Consider the following 17,593-nt stretch of genomic DNA (forward strand, 5'->3'; position numbering starts at 1 on the left):
CGGATGTCCTGCGTGCAGCGATCAACCCGGTCGCCGTGCTCCCAGCAACACCAGCACTTCCTGCGCGCTGCGGATGCGTTCGCTGGCGCCGGGCAGGTCGAGGGTGACGCGCAGCTTGTCCTGGCCGTCCAGCTTGTACACGCGCGGCAGGCCCTGGACCAGCTTGATGATCGCCAGCGGATCGACCTCGGGTTTTTCGCGGAACACGATGCGGCCGCCGTTCGGGCCGAAGTCGAGCTTGCGGATGCCCAAGGGCGTGGCCATCAGCTTGAGGCCGGACAGCGCGAACAGGGTCCTGGTCGGTTCGGGCAGCAGGCCGAAGCGGTCGATCATCTCCACCTGCAGGTCGCGCAGCGCGTCCTCGTTGCGCGCGCTGGCGATGCGCTTGTACAGGGTCAGGCGCGTGTGCACGTCGGGCAGGTAGTCGTCGGGGATCAGCGCGGGCAGGTGCAGCTCGACTTCGGTCTCGTGTTCGGAGGACAGGTCGAAGTCAGGCACCTTGCCGCTCTTCAGCGCGCGCACGGCGCGATCCAGCAGCTCGGTGTACAGGCCGAAGCCGATCTCCTGGATCTGGCCGGACTGCTCGTCGCCCAGCAGCTCGCCCGCGCCGCGGATTTCCAGGTCGTGCGTGGCGAGGGTGAAGCCGGCGCCGAGTTCCTCCAGCGAGGCCAGCGCTTCGAGGCGCTTCTCGGCGTCGGCGGTGATCGCCTTGCGGTCGGGCACGATCAGGTAGGCGTAGGCGCGGTGGTGCGAGCGGCCCACGCGGCCGCGTAACTGGTGCAACTGGGCCAGGCCGAAGCGGTCGGCGCGGTCGATGATGATGGTGTTGGCGGTGGGGATGTCGATGCCGGTTTCGATGATGGTGGTGCACACCAGCACGTTGAAGCGCTGGCGGTGGAAATCCGCCATCACGCGCTCCAGCTCGCGCTCGGCCATCTGGCCGTGGGCCACGCCGATGCGCGCGTCGGGAATCAACTCCTCCAGCTCGCGCGCGGTGCGCTCGATGCTCTCCACTTCGTTGTGCAGGAAATACACCTGGCCGCCGCGCTGCAGCTCGCGCTGGAACGCCTCGCGGATGGTGGCCGGGTCCCACGCGCTGATGAAGGTGCGCACAACCATGCGGTGCGCGGGCGGCGTGGTGATCAGCGAGAGGTCGCGCAGCCCGCTCATCGCCATGTTCAGCGTGCGCGGGATCGGCGTGGCGGTCATGGTGAGCAGGTCGACTTCCGCGCGCAGCTTCTTCAGCTGCTCCTTCTGGCGCACGCCGAAGCGCTGTTCCTCGTCCACCACGACCAGGCCCAGGTTCTTGAACTTGATGTCCGGCTGCAGCAGCTTGTGCGTGCCTACGATCACGTCGATCTGGCCGTCGGCCAGCCGCTTCAGCGCCTCGTTCACTTCCTTGGCGGACTTGAAGCGCGACAGCACGTCCACCTTCACCGGCCAGTCGGCGAAGCGGTCGGCGAAGTTGCGGTAGTGCTGCTGCGCCAGCAGGGTGGTGGGCACCAGCACCGCCACCTGCTTGCCTGCGGTGGCCGCGGCGAAGGCGGCGCGCAGCGCCACCTCGGTCTTGCCGAAGCCCACGTCGCCGCAGATCACGCGGTCCATCGCGCGCGACGCGGCGAGGTCGCCGAGCACGGCGGCGATGGCCTGTTCCTGGTCCGGCGTTTCCTCGAACGGGAAGCTGGCGCCGAATTCCTCGACCAACAGGCGGTCGATGGGCAGGGACTCGCCGCCGCGCGCCTCGCGCTGTGCGTAGATGGCCAGCAGTTCCGCCGCCACGTCGCGTACCTTCTCGGCGGCCTTCTTGCGTGCACGCTCCCACGCGTCACCGCCCAGCGAATGCATCGGCGCCAGTTCCGGCGCGGTGCCGGAGTAGCGGCTGACCAGGCCGAGCTGCGCCACCGGCACGTAGAGCTTGTCGCCCTTGGCGTACTCGATGACCAGGAACTCGCCTTCCATGCCGCCCAGTTCCATCGACAGCAGCCCCTGGTAGCGGCCCACGCCGTGGTCCACGTGCACGATGGGCGAGCCGATGGACAGCTCGGTGAGGTCGCGGATGATGGTGTCGGGATCGCGCGCCGCGCCGCGCCGCCGGCGTCGCTCGCTGCGCACGCGCTCGCCGAACAGCTCGCGCTCGGTGAGTACGGTGAGCGCGGGTTGCCTGAGGGCGAAGCCCTGTTCCAGCGGGGCGATGGTGATGGCGAACTTGGCTCCCTCCCCTGCATGCAGGGGAGGGTTGGGGTGGGGTTGCTCTGGCTTGCCGTGAAGTTGGTTGACCCCCTCCCGACCTCCCCCTGCTTGCAGGGGGAGGAGAAAAGCCGACCAGCTCTCGATGTTCTGCGGCTTCAACCCCGCCGCCGCCATCGTTTCCAGCAGTGCCTCGCGCCGTCCCGCCGAATCCGCGGCGACCAGCACGCGGCCCGGGTAGCTTTCGAGGAAATGCCTGAGCGACGTGCCCGGTTCCTCGCCCTTGCGGTTCAGCGGCAACTCGGGTGCCGGCAGTGTGCCGGCATCCACCGCATGGGCGTGGCCGCTGTCCACCATCTCCACGCGCAGGCGCTTGTTCAACTGCTCGCGCAGCTGCTCGGGCGAGAGGTACAACTCGGCCGGCGGCAGCACCGGGCGCTCGATGTCGTGCGCGCGCTGGTCGTAGCGTTCGCCGGTCTGCGTCCAGAACATTTCGCTGGCGTCGCCCGCACCTTCGCCCAGCACGAACAGGGCGTCGTCGGCGAGGTAATCAAAAAGCGTGGCTGTACCTGTACTGGCCTCCGCAACACCCCGCGCATCCATGTGCGGACTCTTCGCAGGGAAGAACAGCGGCAGGTAGTACTCGATGCCGCCCGGCGTCACGCCTTCCTTCATGTCCTGGTACAGCGGGCAGCGGCGCACGTCGATGGGGAAGCGGTCGCGCAGGGCGCTGCGGAAATCCTTCGCCGCCTGCTCGGTGAGCGGGAACTCGCGCGCGGGCAGCAGCTCGACCTTCTCCACCGGCTGCTGCGAGCGCTGCGTCTCCGGGTCGAAGCTGCGGATGGAGTCCACCTCGTCGTCGAACAGCTCGACGCGATACGGCTCGGCGGCGCCCATCGGGTAGATGTCGATCAGCGCGCCGCGCACGGCGAAATCGCCCGGCTCGGCCACCTGCGGCACGTTGCGGTAGCCGCTGGCTTCCAGCCGGCGCTGCTCGGTGGCGAGATCGAACTTCTGACCCTTCGCCACCACCAGGCCGGAGCCGGTGATGTGCGAGCGCGGCGCGATGCGCTGCATCAGCGTGGCCACCGGCACCACCAGTACGCCGCGCTTCACACCAGGCAGGCGGTACAGCGTGGCGATGCGCTGCGAGACGATCTCCGGGTGCGGGCTGAACACGTCGTAGGGCAGGGTTTCCCAGTCCGGGAAATGCAGCACCGGTAGGTCGCCAGCGAAGAGGCGCAGCTCGTCTTCCAGTGCCGAGGCGCGCTGGGTATCGCGGGTCACCGCGACCAGCAGGCCCGCATGCGAGCGTGCGGCTTCCGCCAGCAGCAGGGCGCGCGACGAGCCGTGCGGCGGCGTCCAGTAGCGACGCTGTTTCGGGGTGGTGGGAAGCGGGGGATGCGGTATCGGAGCGGGCATGGACACGTCGGCGCTGGTGGCGCGAACGTCGAACCGCGCCGGGAAAGCGGGCAAGTGTAGCGCGCTGCGCTTTCAAGCCCCTCGCCCGCTTGCGGGAGCGGGGTTGGGGAGAGGGTGCTCTTACAGCCTCAGCGTGATCTGCGCCGTGCCCGGCTCGTCCATCATCAGGCGCTGGGTGAAGCCCAGCTCCCGGCACAGCTCCAGCATCGGGCGGTTTTCCAGCAGCACGTAGCCCCAGAGCTCGGCGAGACCGCGCTGGCGGCAATCGTCCACCAGTCGTTGCATCAGCAGTGCACCGAGGCCGACGCGACTCCAGTCGTGCTCGACGATCACCGAGAACTCGGCGCTGTCGGCGGCCTCGTCCACGTAGATGCGGCCCACGCCGCGGATTTCGGCCGGGCGCACCGATTCGTCCACCAGCACGAGGGCGGTCTCGCGCGCCGGGTCGATGTTGCACAGGCGCTGCGCCATCGGTGCCGGCAGCTCGGACATCGCGTGCAGGAAGCGGCGGCGGATGTCCTCCGGCGACAGCCGGGTGAAGCAGCGCTGCAAGGTCGCGACATCGCCCGGCTCGATCCCGCGCAGCCACAGCTCGCGGCCGTCGCGGCTGCGCACGCGTTCGCCATGGGCGGTGTGCACGGTGAACGCGGGGGCGAGGCGTTCGCTGCTGCGCGAAGACAGGGAGGGATGCGAGGCCATGGAGCGCAGGCTGGCGGCGTTCATATCAATACTCTTGCGTATTGTGTGCGATGCAGCATGGCTTGATTGCGGTCACGATGCAAGCTGTTGCGTCAATTTGGCGCAAGAGCACATGTTCTGCGGTTCAGCCCTGGGACCCGCCCGGAGGCCGTCGCGGCCGTTTCGGCCCGGGCGCGGAATGGCGGCCCTGTGCCGTGTCGATGGCGTCGATCCAGCCTGCGCGCGAGGTGGGGAAGGCATCGGCGTAAGGCACGTAGGGCTTGATGTCCAGGATGGGGGTGCCGTCCAGCAGGTCCACGCCACGCACGCGCAACGCCCGTTCCTCGACGGCGACCAGTTCGACGGCCGACAGCCCGATGGCATTCGGTCGATGCGGCGAACGCGTGGCCAGCACGCCGCGCTTGCCGCCACCGCGCGGCGGCCGCACCTGCGGCTTCCAGCCCTCGCTGCGGTCGAACACGAAAACCAGCCAGATCCGCTCGAAGCCGGCAAGGTCGCGGAACGCTTCGGCCGGCAGGCCATCGACGAACTCGATGCGCGCTTCCGCCTCGGCCCCCGTCTCGGTACCCGCCACCACCACCGACTGGTGCGGCGCGTCGATGCGCCGCGCGTAGGGGGAGCGCATGTGGCCGATGGGGTGGGCCGTGAAGGCGACGCCTTCATCCATGGTCATGGTCGTGCTTGCCGGCTGGCCCGCTTCAACGAATGCCGACACCCACGCCCACCCCGAAGCTGATGTTCGGATGCCCGCTGCGCATTTCGTCGGGCGTCCACACATGCGATTGCGCGATCTTCACCAGCGGGAACACGTAGTCGGCCTCGCCGACCTTGCCGACGTGGGTGCCGGCAAGCTGGCCATCGACCGTGATCGGCGCGCCGCCCGGGTAGTTCATCGGCTCGGCATAGCCGGGTACGACGGCGATGAAGCGGCCGCTGGCGCCGGCGCCGAACCGGGGGCGCTGCGAGGAGTCGAGCGGATAGGCGAGCACCTCGATTTCGCTGTGGTCGGGCAGGTTGCGCACGCCCACCACGCGGCCACCCCAGATCACCTGGCCTTGCGAGAATTGTTCCGGCGTTTGCGCCACCTGGCCTGGCGTGGCGGCGAGCGTGCCCGGCGCGGCCTTGTAGATCGGCGCGGGTGCGCAGGCGGCGAGGCCGAGCAACAGGGCGGGCAGGAGGGTGCGGGCGATGAGGCGCATGGCGGACTCCAGTAGCGAAGATCGCAACGGCGATGCAGTGAGCTTAGCGACGGCGCGGCGAGGGCGGTAGCTTTGCGGTTCTGGGCGGCGGCGCAGGGGCGGCTTCGTCCACCAGCCAGTCCAGCTTCCATTCGGCGGGACGTTCCTGCGCAAGCAGTCGGGCCATCGCGCGCAGCGGTTCGCGCAGGGTCTCGTCGAGCTGCCACGGGGCGTTGATGATCGCCATGCCGGTACCGTTGAGGCGCAGCGGCGAGTCGTCGCCGTGCAGCAGCAGCTCCGCGCGCAGCACGCGCTTCGCGCCGCAATGCGCGAGCCAGCGCAGGAAGGGCTGCACCTGGCTGCGCCGCTTGATCGGGTACCAGATGGCGTAGATGCCGCCGGGCCAGCGTTGCAGTGCTTCCTTCAAGGCGTGCTCGATCAGGCGGTACTCGGCTTCCTGCGCCTCGTAGGGCGGGTCGATCAGCACCAGGCCGCGCTTTTCCATGGGCGGCAGCAGCGCTTTCAGCGCCTCGTAGCCGTTGCGTTCGTGCACGTGCACGCGCGCATCGCGGCGGAACAGCTCGCGCAGCCGCGAGGCTTCCTCGGGATGCAGTTCGCACAGTTGCGCGCTGTCGGCGTCGCGCATGGCCAGTGCGGCCTGCAGGGGCGAACCGGGGTAGAGCTTCAGGCCGTGCTCGTTGCCGGGCAGCGCGAGGATGGCGTCCAGCCAGCGGCGCAGCAGCGGCGGCAGCGGTTCGTGGCTGGCATTGCCGAGGTCGGGGAACAGCAGGCGCGCGATGCCGTCCTTGTACTCGCCGGTCTTGCCGGCTTCGTTGCTGTCCAGCGCATAGCAGCCGCTGCCGGCGTGGGTATCGATCACGCAGAACGGCGCGGGCTTGAGCTTGAGCGCCTCGATCAGCGCCAGCAGCACGGCGTGCTTGAGTACGTCGGCGAAATTGCCCGCGTGGTAGGCGTGGCGATAGTTCATGATTGTGGTTCGCGGGTAGCGTTGTGAGTGATTCCCTCTCCCTGCGGGAGAGGGTGCCGACAGACAGGAGAGGGTTCGGGCGAAGCGCGGTGATGGTGATTTGCGGAAGATGTCGGCAGCACGCTTCGATCGAACCCTCACCCCAACCCCTCTCCCGGAGGGAGAGGGGAGGCGAGTAGTGGCCAAGTATAGGCGTGCGGCCGCACGGAGCCTGCTCCAGAGTTGAGCGGGCGCGGCTTGCATGGCTATGCTCGGTACATGGTCCGTCCCGTCCTCCACCATTTGCGCCGTTGCCGCGCGCTGTTCGCGCTGGCGCTGTGCGCGTGGCTGGGCCTGGCCACTGCGGTGTTCGCGAAAGCCGATTGCTGCGCCGGCATGGCGGGCATGCCCGCCATGAAGACGATGACACATCACCACGATGCGCCTGCCCCGATGCACGCGGACGGCATGCATGCCGATTGCGCTTGCGCGCACATGACGGCGACGCTGCCGTTGCCGGTCGTGACGGCCGGGGCCGTGCGTTTCGCCATGCTGGCCTGGCAGGCGCAGCCTGCCGTGGCACCCGATCTGGCGCACGCGCCACCGTTGCGACCGCCACTGGCCTGATCCCCTCCGTTCGCGCCGACCCGTTCGGCTGATCGCCTGCACCCGCAGGCTGGTGGCCGCGTGCGCGGCCACGCAACAGGAGCGAAGAATGAACACACTGGATTCGCGCGACGTGCGACTGTCGCGCCGACGTTTCGTGCAGGGTTTGATGCTGGGTGGCGTGGCCGCCGGCCTCGGGATGCGCGCAGGCGCATCCATCGCGCAGGCGACGGGCGCCGCGCCACGCGAGTTGCGCGGCACGCAATTCGACCTGTCCATAGCCGAGCTGCCGGTGGACTTCACCGGACGCAGGCGCGTCGCCACCGTGGTGAACGGCCAGTTGCCCGCGCCGCTGCTGCGCTGGCGGCAAGGCGACACGGTGACCTTGCGCGTGACCAATCGCCTGCGCGTGCCCAGCTCCATCCACTGGCACGGCATCCTGTTGCCGTCCGGCATGGACGGCGTGCCGGGCATCAGCTACGTCGGCATCGCGCCGGGCGAGACGTTCACCTACCGCTTCCCGGTGCGGCAAACCGGCACTTACTGGTACCACGGCCATTCCGGTTTCCAGGAGCAGACCGGCCTGTACGGCCCGATCGTGGTCGAGCCGGCGGGCGGCGAGCGTTTTCCCGCCGAGCGCGACTACGTGGTGATGCTGGCCGACTGGACGGACGAGGATCCGCTGGCGATCTACGCGCACCTCAAGAAGCAAAGCGACTACTACAACCATGCCGAACCCACCGCGCCGGATTTCCTGCGCGACATGCGCGCGCAGGGCCTGCGCCAGGCGCTGGCCGAGCGACGCATGTGGCAGCAGATGCGCATGAGCCCGAACGACCTCGCCGACGTGGGTGGCGCCACCTACACCTACCTGATGAACGGCGCCGCGCCCGCCGGCAACTGGACGGCCCTGTTCCGACGCGGCGAGAAGGTGCGGCTGCGCTTCATCAACGGCTCGGCGATGACGATCTTCGACGTGCGCATCCCCGGCCTGAAGATGACCGTGGTGGCGGCCGACGGGCAGGACGTGGAGCCGGTGAGCGTGGACGAGTTCCGCATCGCCGTGGCCGAGACCTACGACGTGATCGTGGAACCTGCGGACGACCGCGCCTGGACCGTCTTCGCGCAATCCATCGACCGCAGCGGCTATGCCCGCGGCACGCTGGCGCCGCGCGCAGGCATGAGCGCGCCGGTGCCGGCGATGGATGCGCGCGTGCCGCTGGCGATGATGGACATGATGGGCGCGATGGGCGGCTTTCCCCTCTCCCCCCGGGAGAGGGTGCCCGAAGAGCCTGCCCCGGACTTGATCCGGGGGCGGGAGAGGGTACGGGTGGAGCATGATGTTGCCGGTTCCACCGAACCCTCACCCCCAGTCCCTCACCCGGAGGGAGAGGGGAGTTACACACGCCATGCCCGCACGGAATACCGCAACCCCGGCGTGGACATGCGCGTGGACACGCCGCGCAGCAACCTCGACGACCCGGGCACCGGCCTGCGCGACAACGGCCGCCGCGTGCTCACCTACGCCGACCTGCACACCCTCGGCGGTTCATTGGACACGCGCGAGCCAAGCCGCGAGATCGAGCTGCACCTCACCGGCAACATGCGGCGCTACCAGTGGTCGTTCGACGGCGTGAAGTTCTCCGACGCCAGGCCCGTGCATTTCCGTGCCGGCGAGCGGCTACGGCTGGTGCTGGTCAACGACAGCATGATGAACCACCCCGTGCACCTGCACGGCATGTGGAGCGAGCTGGAAAGCCCGGACGGCCAGTTCCAGGTGCGCAAGCACACCGTCAACGTGCAACCCGCGCAGCGCATCGCCTACGGCGTCACCGCCGACGCGCTGGGCCGCTGGGCGTATCACTGCCACATGCTCTACCACATGGGGGCCGGGATGATGCGCGAGGTGGTGGTGTCATGAGCGCATTCATCCGCAACAGCCTGGCCTGCGTCGCGCTGTCGGTTTCATTGACGGCACTGGCGCAGCAGACCGCGCCGGCGCCGGCGGGCGGCACGGGCATGGACATGTCGTCGATGCCGGGCATGACGCAGGGCCCGGGCAAGCCTGTATCGCAGACAGGACAGCCTCGGCCAGCATCCGCGAGCAACACGGCCATGGACATGGGCGGCATGGGCATGTCGTCGATGCTCGGCATGACACACGACCCGGCCGCGCAGGCGAAGCCGGCCACGCAAGCCGGGCAGGCCGCGCCTGCGCCGGCCAGCAGCACAGGCACGGACATGGGCGGCATGGACATGCCCACGATGCCCGGCATGGGCCACGACCCGTCGCACGACATGCATGCGATGCCGCCCATGCGCATGCAAGGGGGCACCGCGCCGGCGGATGCGCGCAGCGCCGACTATTCCGACGGCATCGGTTACGGCGACATGGCCGGCATGGACATGCGCGATGCCGGATCGCTGGGCATGCTGCGCATCGACCAGCTCGAAGCCTTCGACGGCCTGCACGGCAACGGCCAGTCGTGGGAAATGGAGGGCTGGTACGGCACCGATGCCGACAAGCTGTGGCTGCGCAGCGAGGGCGAGCGGAAAGGCGGCTCGTTCGACGACAGCGACGTCGAGGCGCTGTGGAGCCATGCCGTGGCGACGTACTGGGACACCCAGCTCGGCGTGCGCAACGACTTCGGCGGCGGTCCTTCGCGGCAATGGCTGGCGTTCGGCGTGCAGGGGCTGGCGCCGTACTGGTTCGAGCTGCAGGCCACGGCCTACGCGGCTTCGTCGGGCCGCACCGCGGCGCGCCTGCGGGCCGATTACGAGTTGCTGTTCACGCAGCGGTTGATCCTGCAGCCGGAGTTCGAGCTGAACTTCTACGGCAAGGCCGATCCGCAACACCGGCTTGGCAGCGGCCTGTCCGATGCCACGTTCGGGCTGCGCCTGCGCTACGAGATCCGCCGGCAGTTCGCGCCGTATGTCGGCGTGGTGTGGACGCAGCGCTACGGCGACACGGCCGACTTCACCCGCGACGCGCATCAACCCGTCTTCGACCGGCAGTTGGTCGCTGGCCTGCGCTTCTGGTTCTGAGGATCCCGCCATGAAGAGAAACGCCGAACGCACGCTGGTTGTCGCAGCCACACTTGTGGTACTGGCCTTTGGTGGTATGGCTTGGGTCTGGTCGGGGCTTTACGACATCGGCGCCGATGCGCAGCACTGGAAGCCCACCTATGTCTTGCTTGCAACCCTGCGCGACCGCTCCATCCATGCGCGCGCGGAAAACCTCGTCGTACCGAACCTCGACGATCCGCAACGGATCCTCAAGGGCGCGGGCCAGTACGCGGCCATGTGCACCGGCTGTCACCTCGCGCCGGGCATGCGCGATTCCGAAATCCGCCCCGGCCTCTATCCGCAACCGCCGAACCTGGCGCAGCAGCGCGTCGATCCGAAAGTCGCATTCTGGGTCATCAAGCACGGCATCAAGATGAGCGCGATGCCGGCCTGGGGCTCCAGCCACGACGACGCCACGATATGGAGCATGGTGGCTTTCCTGCAGGAACTGCCCGGCATGACGCCCACTCAATACAAGGCCATCGTGGCCAAGGCGCCGCCGGACGACGACATGGGCATGGACGACCATCACGAGCATGCCGGTGGCGACATGGGCGACATGACCATGCCGGCCGGCGCGGCCAGTGCCGCCGCGCCGGCTTCCGTGCCGAAACCGGCTCAGTAGGCCACGGTGATGCGGCGGCGCGGGGCGTCGCCTTTCTCGGCGCGGTCGAGCAGGGCGATGGCATAGTCCGCCACGCTGATGCGGCTCGAGCCCGCGGCATCGACCAGCAACTGGTCACCGCCGATGCGGTAATGGCCGCTGCGCTCGCCGTCCTCGATCAGCGCGGCGGGGCTGATGTAAGTCCAGGCGATCGGCGAGGTGCTGGCGCGGAAGATTTCCAGCGCACGGCCCTGTGCCTCGGCCTCGGCCTTCCATGCCGCCGGGAAGTTCGGATCGTCGAGCACGCGCACGCCCGGCGCGGTTTCCAGGCTGCCGGCGCCACCCACCCAGACCAGGCGTGGCACGCCGGCCGCGGGCAACTGGTCGAGCAGCAGGCGTGCGTTGGCAGGCAGGCTGTCCGGGTTGCCGTCGCGGCGGGCGGACAGGCTGGCCACCACGGCATCGCTGCCATGCACGGCGGGCAGCCAGGTTTCCGGCCGCGCCACGTCGCCGGCGACGACCGTGAGCCTGGCGTGGTGCGTGGACAGGCGTGACGGATCGCGCACGATGGCGGTCACGTCGTGGCCGCGCGCCAGCGCTTCGTCGAGGATGGCGTGGCCGAGGTGGCCGGTGGCGCCGAACAATGCAATGCGCATGGAAAGTCTCCAGTGGATGAGGGAACGGGACACAGCATGCGCCCTCCCATTCATGCGATAAACCGCCCATGATGGAATTCACTGTAAAGTGCGGATTGACAGTTGGGAGAGCGCATGGGCGAGGTCAATCTCAACCGGCTGGCGGTGTTCGTGGCGCTGGTGCGCGCCGGTTCGTTCACCGCGGCGGCGGAACAGCTGGGCCTGACCAAGGCGATGGTGAGCCAGCACCTGGCGCGGCTGGAACGCGAGCTGGGCGTGGCGCTGCTGGTGCGCAGCACGCGGCGGATGACGTTGACCGAAGCCGGCACCGTGTTCCATGCCGACTGCGTGCGCATCCTGGGCGAGGCCGAGGCGGCGATCGCGCGCGTGGGCGAAAACCGCGAGACCCCGCGCGGCACGCTGCGCCTCACGGCGCCGGTGAACTACGGCGCGATGGTGGTGGCGCCCGCACTGGCCAGTTTCCTGCGGGCCTGTCCCGAGGTGAGCGCCGAGCTGGTGCTGGACGACGGCATCAGCGACCTGATCGGCGGCCGCTTCGACCTGGCGATCCGCGGCGGCCCGCTGCGTGACTCGGGTCTGCACGCGGTGCGCCTGTCCGGCTTCCGCCAGTTGCTGGTGGCGGCGCCGGCCTATCTCGATGCGCGCGGAAGGCCGCGCCGGCCGCCGGAGCTGGCGCAGCACGACGCGATCCTGCTCTCGGTGCTCAGCTCGCCCGCGAACTGGACCTTCACCGCGCGCAACGGCAGCCAGGCCCGCGTGCGCCTGGCGCGCCGCGCCATGGCCGACAGCGCGGCGGCCGTGCATGCGATGGCGCTGGCCGGGGCTGGCATCGCGGTGCTGCCGGATTTCATGGTGCAGGCCGACCTGGCGGCCGGCCGCCTCGAGCACCTGTTGCCCGCCCAGCGCCTGCCCGAAGGCAGCTTCCACGCGGTCTACGCGGGGCTGCATGCTCCCGCGAAGGTGCGGGCTTTCATCGACCACCTGCGCACGAGCCTTGCGGAACGAGCGGAGTAAAAGGCCGCCGCAGCGGCGGCCGGTCCCGGCGGCGGAGCCGGCACTACTCGACGATGTTGTGGCCCTCGGCGACGCCCAGCAGCTCCGGCTGCTCCGCTTCGCCGCGCTTGCGGTGGAGCAGCGGATGCGCGAACACCGCGGCCAGGATCACCGCCACGCCGGCATAGAACCAGCCGTCCAGCTGGCGCTGCTCGCCGAGCAGCGGTATCGCCAGCACGATCGCATAGACCGGTTCCAGGTTGGTCACCATCTGCACGCCGAAGGCGCTGAGGTGGCGCAGCGCGACCAGCGCCAGCGCGAACGGCAGCAGGGTGCAGCCGAAGGCCAGCGCGAGCAGCAACAGCGTGTCGTGCAGGTCCGGCAGCACGAAGGCGGGGCCGGCGTGCGGCAGCAGCGGAGCGAGCAGGCCGAGGAAGACGGTGCCGGCGCCCAGCTCGATGCAGGTGATGGTGAGCGGGTCGCCGTGTTCCACCATGCGCTTGTTGAAGGCACTGAACACCGCGACCAGCAGCGCGCAGACCACGCCCACCGCGATGCCCATGCGCATGCCCGCGGGCACGCCGCCCACCACCATCGCCACGCCGGGCACCACCGCGACGCCGATCAGCATCTCGCGCGGATCGAATTTGCGCCTGGCGATCCACGGTTCCACGAAGGCCAGGAACACCGGCCCCAGCGCCATGCAGGTGGCGCCCACCGAGGCGTTGGCGAGCTTGATCGCGGCGTAGAAGGTGAGCCAGTGCAGCGACACCAGCACGCCGATGCCGGCGTAGGCCCAGCGCAGGCGCGCCGGCATCGCGCGCAGCCCGCGCCACACGCGCGGTACCAGCAGCAGCGCCGCCGTCACCAGCAGCACGCGCCACCACACCAGCGGCAGCGCCGGCAGGCTGATCAGCTTGCCGAGGATCGCGGTGAAGCCCCACAGCAGGACGCAGAAGTGGATCTGCAAACGGGCCTTGCTGACGGGTTGCATGGAGTGTGCGCTACCGGGATGGGGGCGCACATTGTAAGGGGAGCGCACGGTGGACTCCCGTCCCTGCACGCACCTGATCAGCGTCGAGTCCCAGCGGTGAGCTGATCTGCTCCTCCCCCTGCGTGCAGGGGGAGGTTGGGAGGGGGTGGAACCTTGCGAAAGACGCTCATGGATGGCTTTCGCCAGAGCTTGACCCCACCCCGGCCCTCCCCTGCACGCAGGGGAGGGAGACAGCACATGGCACGACTGAGACTCGACGCTGATCAGGTGCACGCAGGGGAAGCGAAACTGTTCAGTGCGTGGCCTTGCCCGCGGGCGAGCGCATCTGCTGCAACACCGTGCCGCAGGTATCGACGCCGCCGTCGCCATGGCTGGGGGCGACCAGCGCCAGCAGCGCCGCGACCGGCGTGGCGACCACGCCCAGCGCCAGCGCACCCGCGCCGCGCGCGATCAACGGGCCGGTGTGCACGCCGACGTCGGGTTGCTTGAATGTGCCGTGCACGTACAGCGGCGAGCGCAGCGTGAACAGGCGGACGCCCTTGGTGTGCGGGACCACGTCGAGGTCGAGCTTCTCGTCGGCGAAGTTCACCGTGCCGTTGACGTTGATCAGCGCGTCCTGCGTGTCGAACACGAACAGCCGCGTGCTGAACAGGCCATCCTTCCCCACCAGGTCGCTGGCGGCGCAGTCGATCTGCACCGTCTTGTCGCCGAACAGCTTGCCCAGCACGATGTTGCCCACGTTGAGGCCGGCCATTTCCAGCAGATTGCGACTGATCGCGCCGTTGTTCATCAGCAGCCGCAACTGGCCGCTGGCGCTGCCGAGCAGGGCAGCCACGGAGTTGCCCCGCGCGTCCAGCGCGGCGTCGCCGTTGATCTCGCCGAGGCTGCTGCGCATCGCCGCGAAGCTCTGCGACAACTGCTCGATGCGCAGGTGGCGCACGCCCAGCTGCAGCGTGCCGCGCATCGGCGCGGTGCTACCGTCGATGCGCAGCCTGCCGTCCACCTGGCCGCCGGCCACGCCGAAGCGCAGCGGATCCAGCGTCAGCACGCCGTCGTCCATCACCAGGTGCGTGGACAGCGACTGGATCGGCAACGAGGGGCCGTGTTCGATGCGTCCGGCGGCGAAGCTCACGTCGGCATCCATCGCCTTCCAGCGGTCGGTGCGGAAGGACTGCGTGGGCAGCACGCGGTCCGAGGCGGCGGGCGGCGGCGCGGTGGTACTGGAGCCGCCGCCGCCGACCAGCGGCGCGAGGTCGGCGAAACGCAGCTGGGTGCCCTGCAGCTTGCCGCTGAGTTTGGGCCGCGCGCCGCCGGTGACGTAGTCGATGTCGCCGGCGATGTCGCTGCCGCCCACGTGCGCACGGAAACCGTGATAACCGAAGTGGCTGCCGTTGCGCCCCAGCGTGGCAGTGAGCCGGCCGCGCGTGGCGTAGGCCGGCGTGTCGGGCAGGGTCACGCCGAGGATGGGATAGAGCTTCGCCATGCTGGAGCCGGCTAGCCACAGGCGCAGGTCCAGCGCGCCTAGATGCACCGGATCGGTGAGCGTGCCGACCAGGGCGATGTGGGTGTCTCCGATGCGCAGCTTAGCCTGCAGCGGGAACGGCTGGTTGGCCTGCTGCAAGGCCAGCACGGCGCCGATCCTGCCGCTGCCGTCCAGCGGCGCGCCCTGATAGCTGCCTTTCGCGCTCCACGCGAACTGGTAGCTGGACGGTTGTGCATTCGTGCCGCCGGTCTGCTCCTGCTCGTCACCTTTGTCCATCGTCTTGCCAGCGTTGCGGCCGGCGCTGCTCACCGCCTGCGTGCGTGCATCCGCCGTTGCCTGCACCACGATCTGGTCGTAGGGAATCGCCTGCTGCAGCGGTTCGATCCGCGCATCGATCTTCACGTGGCCGCTGGCGTCGTCCAGCGCGATCCGGCCGGCGTCGAAGCCGATGGCGCCGAGATCCACCGTCCACGCGGAGGGCGTGCCGCCTTGTGGCAGCTCGAACGTCCAGTTGGCGTGGCCTTGCGCGTCGCGCTCCAGGTCCACGCTGGGGTTCACCAACTGCAGGGTGGGGATGCGCACGCGGTGTTGCAGCAGGTCCAGCGGCGACAGGCTGAAGCGCAACGCGTCGAGATGCGCGAATTGCGGCTGCTTCGTCCACGCCGGGTTCGCGACGGAAATGTCGTTCGCCACGACGTGTGGCCACGGCATCCAGGCGCGCCAGCCTTGCGATTGCGGATCGCGCAGCCATGCCACGCCGAGGTTGCCGTTGATCGCGAACGCGCGGCCGATGGCCGTACTGGCCTGCGCATCGATGGTCGGCTTCAGCCGGTTCCAGTCGAACAGCGACAGCGTGATCACCAGGGCCGAGGTCAGCACGATGAGCAACGTCACGGGCGCAACGATGATCCAGGTCAGCCATGGGTGCCTGCACTTCATGATCGTCTCCCTGTGGCCGCCGGGGCGGCACATGTTGGCGATGGTGATGCGGCAGGCTTAGCCGATGGCGTGGCAAGATTTTGTAGTGGTCGCCCGATTCAGCTCATCGTTTGTTCATGCGGCGATCACTCCGTGTCGTCGTCTGCGTGGGCCTTCCAGTAGCCGGTGGCCTTGATCCAGTCCTTCGGCACGCCGCGTTGCTCCAGCGACTGGCGCATCGCGCGGGCGCGGCCCGACTCGGTGGCGATCCACCAGAAGCAGTCGCCTTCGATGGCGGGTAGTCCGTGCAACGCGTGTTCCAGCGATTCGCCATGCGCGGCATCGCGCTCGAACCAGCGGATATCGACGTTGGCGCGCGTGAACAGCACCTGGCGATCGGCGGCCGCGGGGACTTCGATCAGTGCGGTGGCGCGCATGCCGGCGGGCATTTCCTCCAGCCAGCGGCTGATCGCGGGCAGGGCGGTTTCATCACCGGCCAGCACGTAGTGGTCGAAGTCGCCGGCGATCACGTGCGAGCCGCGCGGACCGCCGACGCCGATGTGCTGCCCCGGCGCGGCCTGTTCGGCCCAATGCGAGGCAGGGCCGTCGCCGTGCAGCACGAAGTCGACCACCAGCTCGCCGCGCGTGGCGTCATGGTGGCGCGGCGTGTAGTCGCGCATCGGCGAGGGTTCGCGGCCGGCGGGGAATTCGATGCCGTTGGCGCCCAGCGTGGGCAACACGAGTTCGCCGTCGCGGTTGGGCAGGAACAGCTTCACGTGGTCGTCGGGCGCGGCACTGTGGAAGCCGCGCAATTCGGCGCCGCCGAACGTCACGCGCTGCATGTGCGGGGTGAGCCGCTCGACGCGGAGCACGGCCAGCCTGCGCAGCACGACGTCGTGGCGCAGGCGCTGGTGGACATGCCGTTCCAGCGTGGCGGCGGGCGTCATTCCTGTGCTCCCTTGCTGGCGATTTCGCTGGCGGCGCGTTCGAGGATCGCGGCCACGCGCTCGGCTTCGGCCTTGTCCCAGCTGACGCGCATCAGCATCGCGTGCTTGAGCGCATGCATGGCCTTGCGCACGCGCATCGGGGCGGCCATCTTCGCCGCCAGCCTGGCGCTTTGCTCGGTGCGGGCGTTGGCCGCATCCACCGCGGCGCGGTTCTCATCGAGGAAGGCACGGCCCTCGTCGGTGATCGCGTACAGCTTGCGGTTGCCGGCCTCGTTCTCCACCGAGGCGTAGCCCATGTCCTCCAGCATGGCGAGGGTGGGGTAGATCGCGCCGGGGCTGGGCGTGTACTGGCCGTGGAACATCTCCTCGATCATGCGGATCAGTTCGTAGCCGTGGCGTGGCTGCTGCTCGATCAAGGCCAGCAGGATCAATTTGAGGTCGCCGTGGCCGAACATGCGGCCGCCGCCGCGACGTCCGCCGCCGCGCAGGCCGTTCCAGCCGCCGAAGGCGTCGTCGCCGCGTTCGCCGTCGAAGGGGCCGTGGCGGCCGGCGTGGAAGCCGTGTTCGTCGCCTTCCAGGTCGAAGAGGCGGAAGCCGTGGTGATGGTGGTGGTTGCGGATGTGCTGGAAGAAGTGGTGCATTCGCATGATATGTCTCCGATATATCGAATTTGTGGAATTACGATATATCGAAGATATGTCTTTTGCAAGGGTGCGGTGGGAATTTTTCGCAAGGTGGTTTGGGGCGGATGCCCGCGACAATCCTGCGCTTCTGCGACTTGGCTCGCCTGCGGCGGGCTTTCGATCGCCTGCCGGCGACCGAGTCACTTCTCTTTGCTGGCCCAAAGAGAAGTAACCAAGAGAAATGGCCTTG

General features: G+C 69.0%; 15 protein-coding genes. 5 read left to right on the plus strand and 10 right to left on the minus strand.

The features are described from left to right. Positions 1 to 21: 21 nt before the first annotated feature. The 5 genes from mfd to rlmJ form a co-directional block, all read right to left on the minus strand. Positions 22 to 3,609, minus strand: coding sequence for a transcription-repair coupling factor (mfd, locus tag IHE47_RS06785; protein ID WP_192105206.1), 3,588 nt, complete (start codon positions 3,607 to 3,609; stop codon positions 22 to 24). A gap of 120 nt (positions 3,610 to 3,729) precedes the next feature. Beyond that, the gene (locus IHE47_RS06790) at positions 3,730 to 4,332 is read right to left on the minus strand and encodes a GNAT family N-acetyltransferase (RefSeq protein WP_192105124.1); all 603 of its coding nucleotides are present in this window, start codon (positions 4,330 to 4,332) and stop codon (positions 3,730 to 3,732) included. 100 nt (positions 4,333 to 4,432) lie between these two features. Further along, positions 4,433 to 4,975, minus strand: a complete 543-nt coding sequence (tsaA, locus tag IHE47_RS06795) for a tRNA (N6-threonylcarbamoyladenosine(37)-N6)-methyltransferase TrmO (RefSeq protein ID WP_192105125.1) — start codon at positions 4,973 to 4,975, stop codon at positions 4,433 to 4,435. 31 nt (positions 4,976 to 5,006) lie between these two features. Then, positions 5,007 to 5,507 carry a Slp family lipoprotein gene (locus IHE47_RS06800; protein WP_192105126.1) on the minus strand — a complete coding sequence of 167 codons (501 nt, stop codon included), beginning with the start codon at positions 5,505 to 5,507 and terminating at the stop codon, positions 5,007 to 5,009. Between the two features lie 43 nt (positions 5,508 to 5,550). After that, complete coding sequence (rlmJ, locus tag IHE47_RS06805; RefSeq protein ID WP_192105127.1) at positions 5,551 to 6,474, minus strand: 23S rRNA (adenine(2030)-N(6))-methyltransferase RlmJ; 924 nt, start codon at positions 6,472 to 6,474, stop codon at positions 5,551 to 5,553. A gap of 258 nt (positions 6,475 to 6,732) precedes the next feature. Between rlmJ and IHE47_RS06810 the strand changes: the two genes are divergently transcribed. From IHE47_RS06810 to IHE47_RS06825, 4 genes are all read left to right on the plus strand, one after another. Beyond that, complete coding sequence (locus IHE47_RS06810; RefSeq protein ID WP_192105128.1) at positions 6,733 to 7,080, plus strand: hypothetical protein; 348 nt, start codon at positions 6,733 to 6,735, stop codon at positions 7,078 to 7,080. A gap of 88 nt (positions 7,081 to 7,168) precedes the next feature. After that, entirely contained in the window at positions 7,169 to 8,980 is a 1,812-nt protein-coding gene (locus tag IHE47_RS06815) for a copper resistance system multicopper oxidase (protein ID WP_192105129.1), read from the plus strand. Next, complete coding sequence (locus tag IHE47_RS06820) at positions 8,977 to 10,104, plus strand: copper resistance protein B (protein ID WP_192105130.1); 1,128 nt, start codon at positions 8,977 to 8,979, stop codon at positions 10,102 to 10,104. Before IHE47_RS06815 ends, IHE47_RS06820 begins: the two co-directional genes overlap by 4 nt. 10 nt (positions 10,105 to 10,114) lie before the next feature. After that, positions 10,115 to 10,750: a cytochrome c gene (locus IHE47_RS06825; RefSeq protein WP_192105131.1), complete on the plus strand. Its 636-nt coding sequence runs from the start codon at positions 10,115 to 10,117 to the stop codon at positions 10,748 to 10,750. On the opposite strand, the gene IHE47_RS06830 is transcribed toward IHE47_RS06825, so the two are convergent. After that, a complete protein-coding gene (locus IHE47_RS06830; RefSeq protein ID WP_192105132.1) occupies positions 10,744 to 11,385 on the minus strand; it encodes an NAD(P)-dependent oxidoreductase in 642 nt (213 codons plus the stop codon). The genes IHE47_RS06825 and IHE47_RS06830 overlap by 7 nt on opposite strands. Before the next feature lie 114 nt (positions 11,386 to 11,499). Here IHE47_RS06830 and IHE47_RS06835 point away from each other — a divergent pair, with 114 nt between their 5' ends. Next, positions 11,500 to 12,399 (plus strand): LysR family transcriptional regulator, encoded by a 900-nt coding sequence (locus IHE47_RS06835; protein WP_192105133.1) that lies wholly within the window; start codon positions 11,500 to 11,502, stop codon positions 12,397 to 12,399. A 43-nt stretch (positions 12,400 to 12,442) separates the two neighbouring features. Here the strand turns inward: IHE47_RS06835 and IHE47_RS06840 are convergent, their stop codons facing one another. The 4 genes from IHE47_RS06840 to IHE47_RS06855 all read right to left on the minus strand — a co-directional run bounded on the left by IHE47_RS06840 (position 12,443) and on the right by IHE47_RS06855 (position 17,367). Next, on the minus strand, positions 12,443 to 13,372 hold the full coding sequence (locus tag IHE47_RS06840) for a DMT family transporter (protein WP_192105134.1): 930 nt from the start codon (positions 13,370 to 13,372) through the stop codon (positions 12,443 to 12,445). 292 nt (positions 13,373 to 13,664) lie between these two features. Further along, entirely contained in the window at positions 13,665 to 15,794 is a 2,130-nt protein-coding gene (locus IHE47_RS06845) for an AsmA family protein (RefSeq protein WP_192105135.1), read from the minus strand. Positions 15,795 to 15,919: 125 nt separating this feature from the next. Continuing rightward, positions 15,920 to 16,702, minus strand: a complete 783-nt coding sequence (locus IHE47_RS06850; RefSeq protein ID WP_192105207.1) for a siderophore-interacting protein — start codon at positions 16,700 to 16,702, stop codon at positions 15,920 to 15,922. 14 nt (positions 16,703 to 16,716) lie between these two features. Continuing rightward, on the minus strand, positions 16,717 to 17,367 hold the full coding sequence (locus tag IHE47_RS06855) for a PadR family transcriptional regulator (RefSeq protein WP_192105136.1): 651 nt from the start codon (positions 17,365 to 17,367) through the stop codon (positions 16,717 to 16,719). Positions 17,368 to 17,593: the final 226 nt, after the last annotated feature.

The organism is Rhodanobacter sp. DHB23 (assembly GCF_014842975.1).
GTDB lineage: Bacteria > Pseudomonadota > Gammaproteobacteria > Xanthomonadales > Rhodanobacteraceae > Rhodanobacter_A.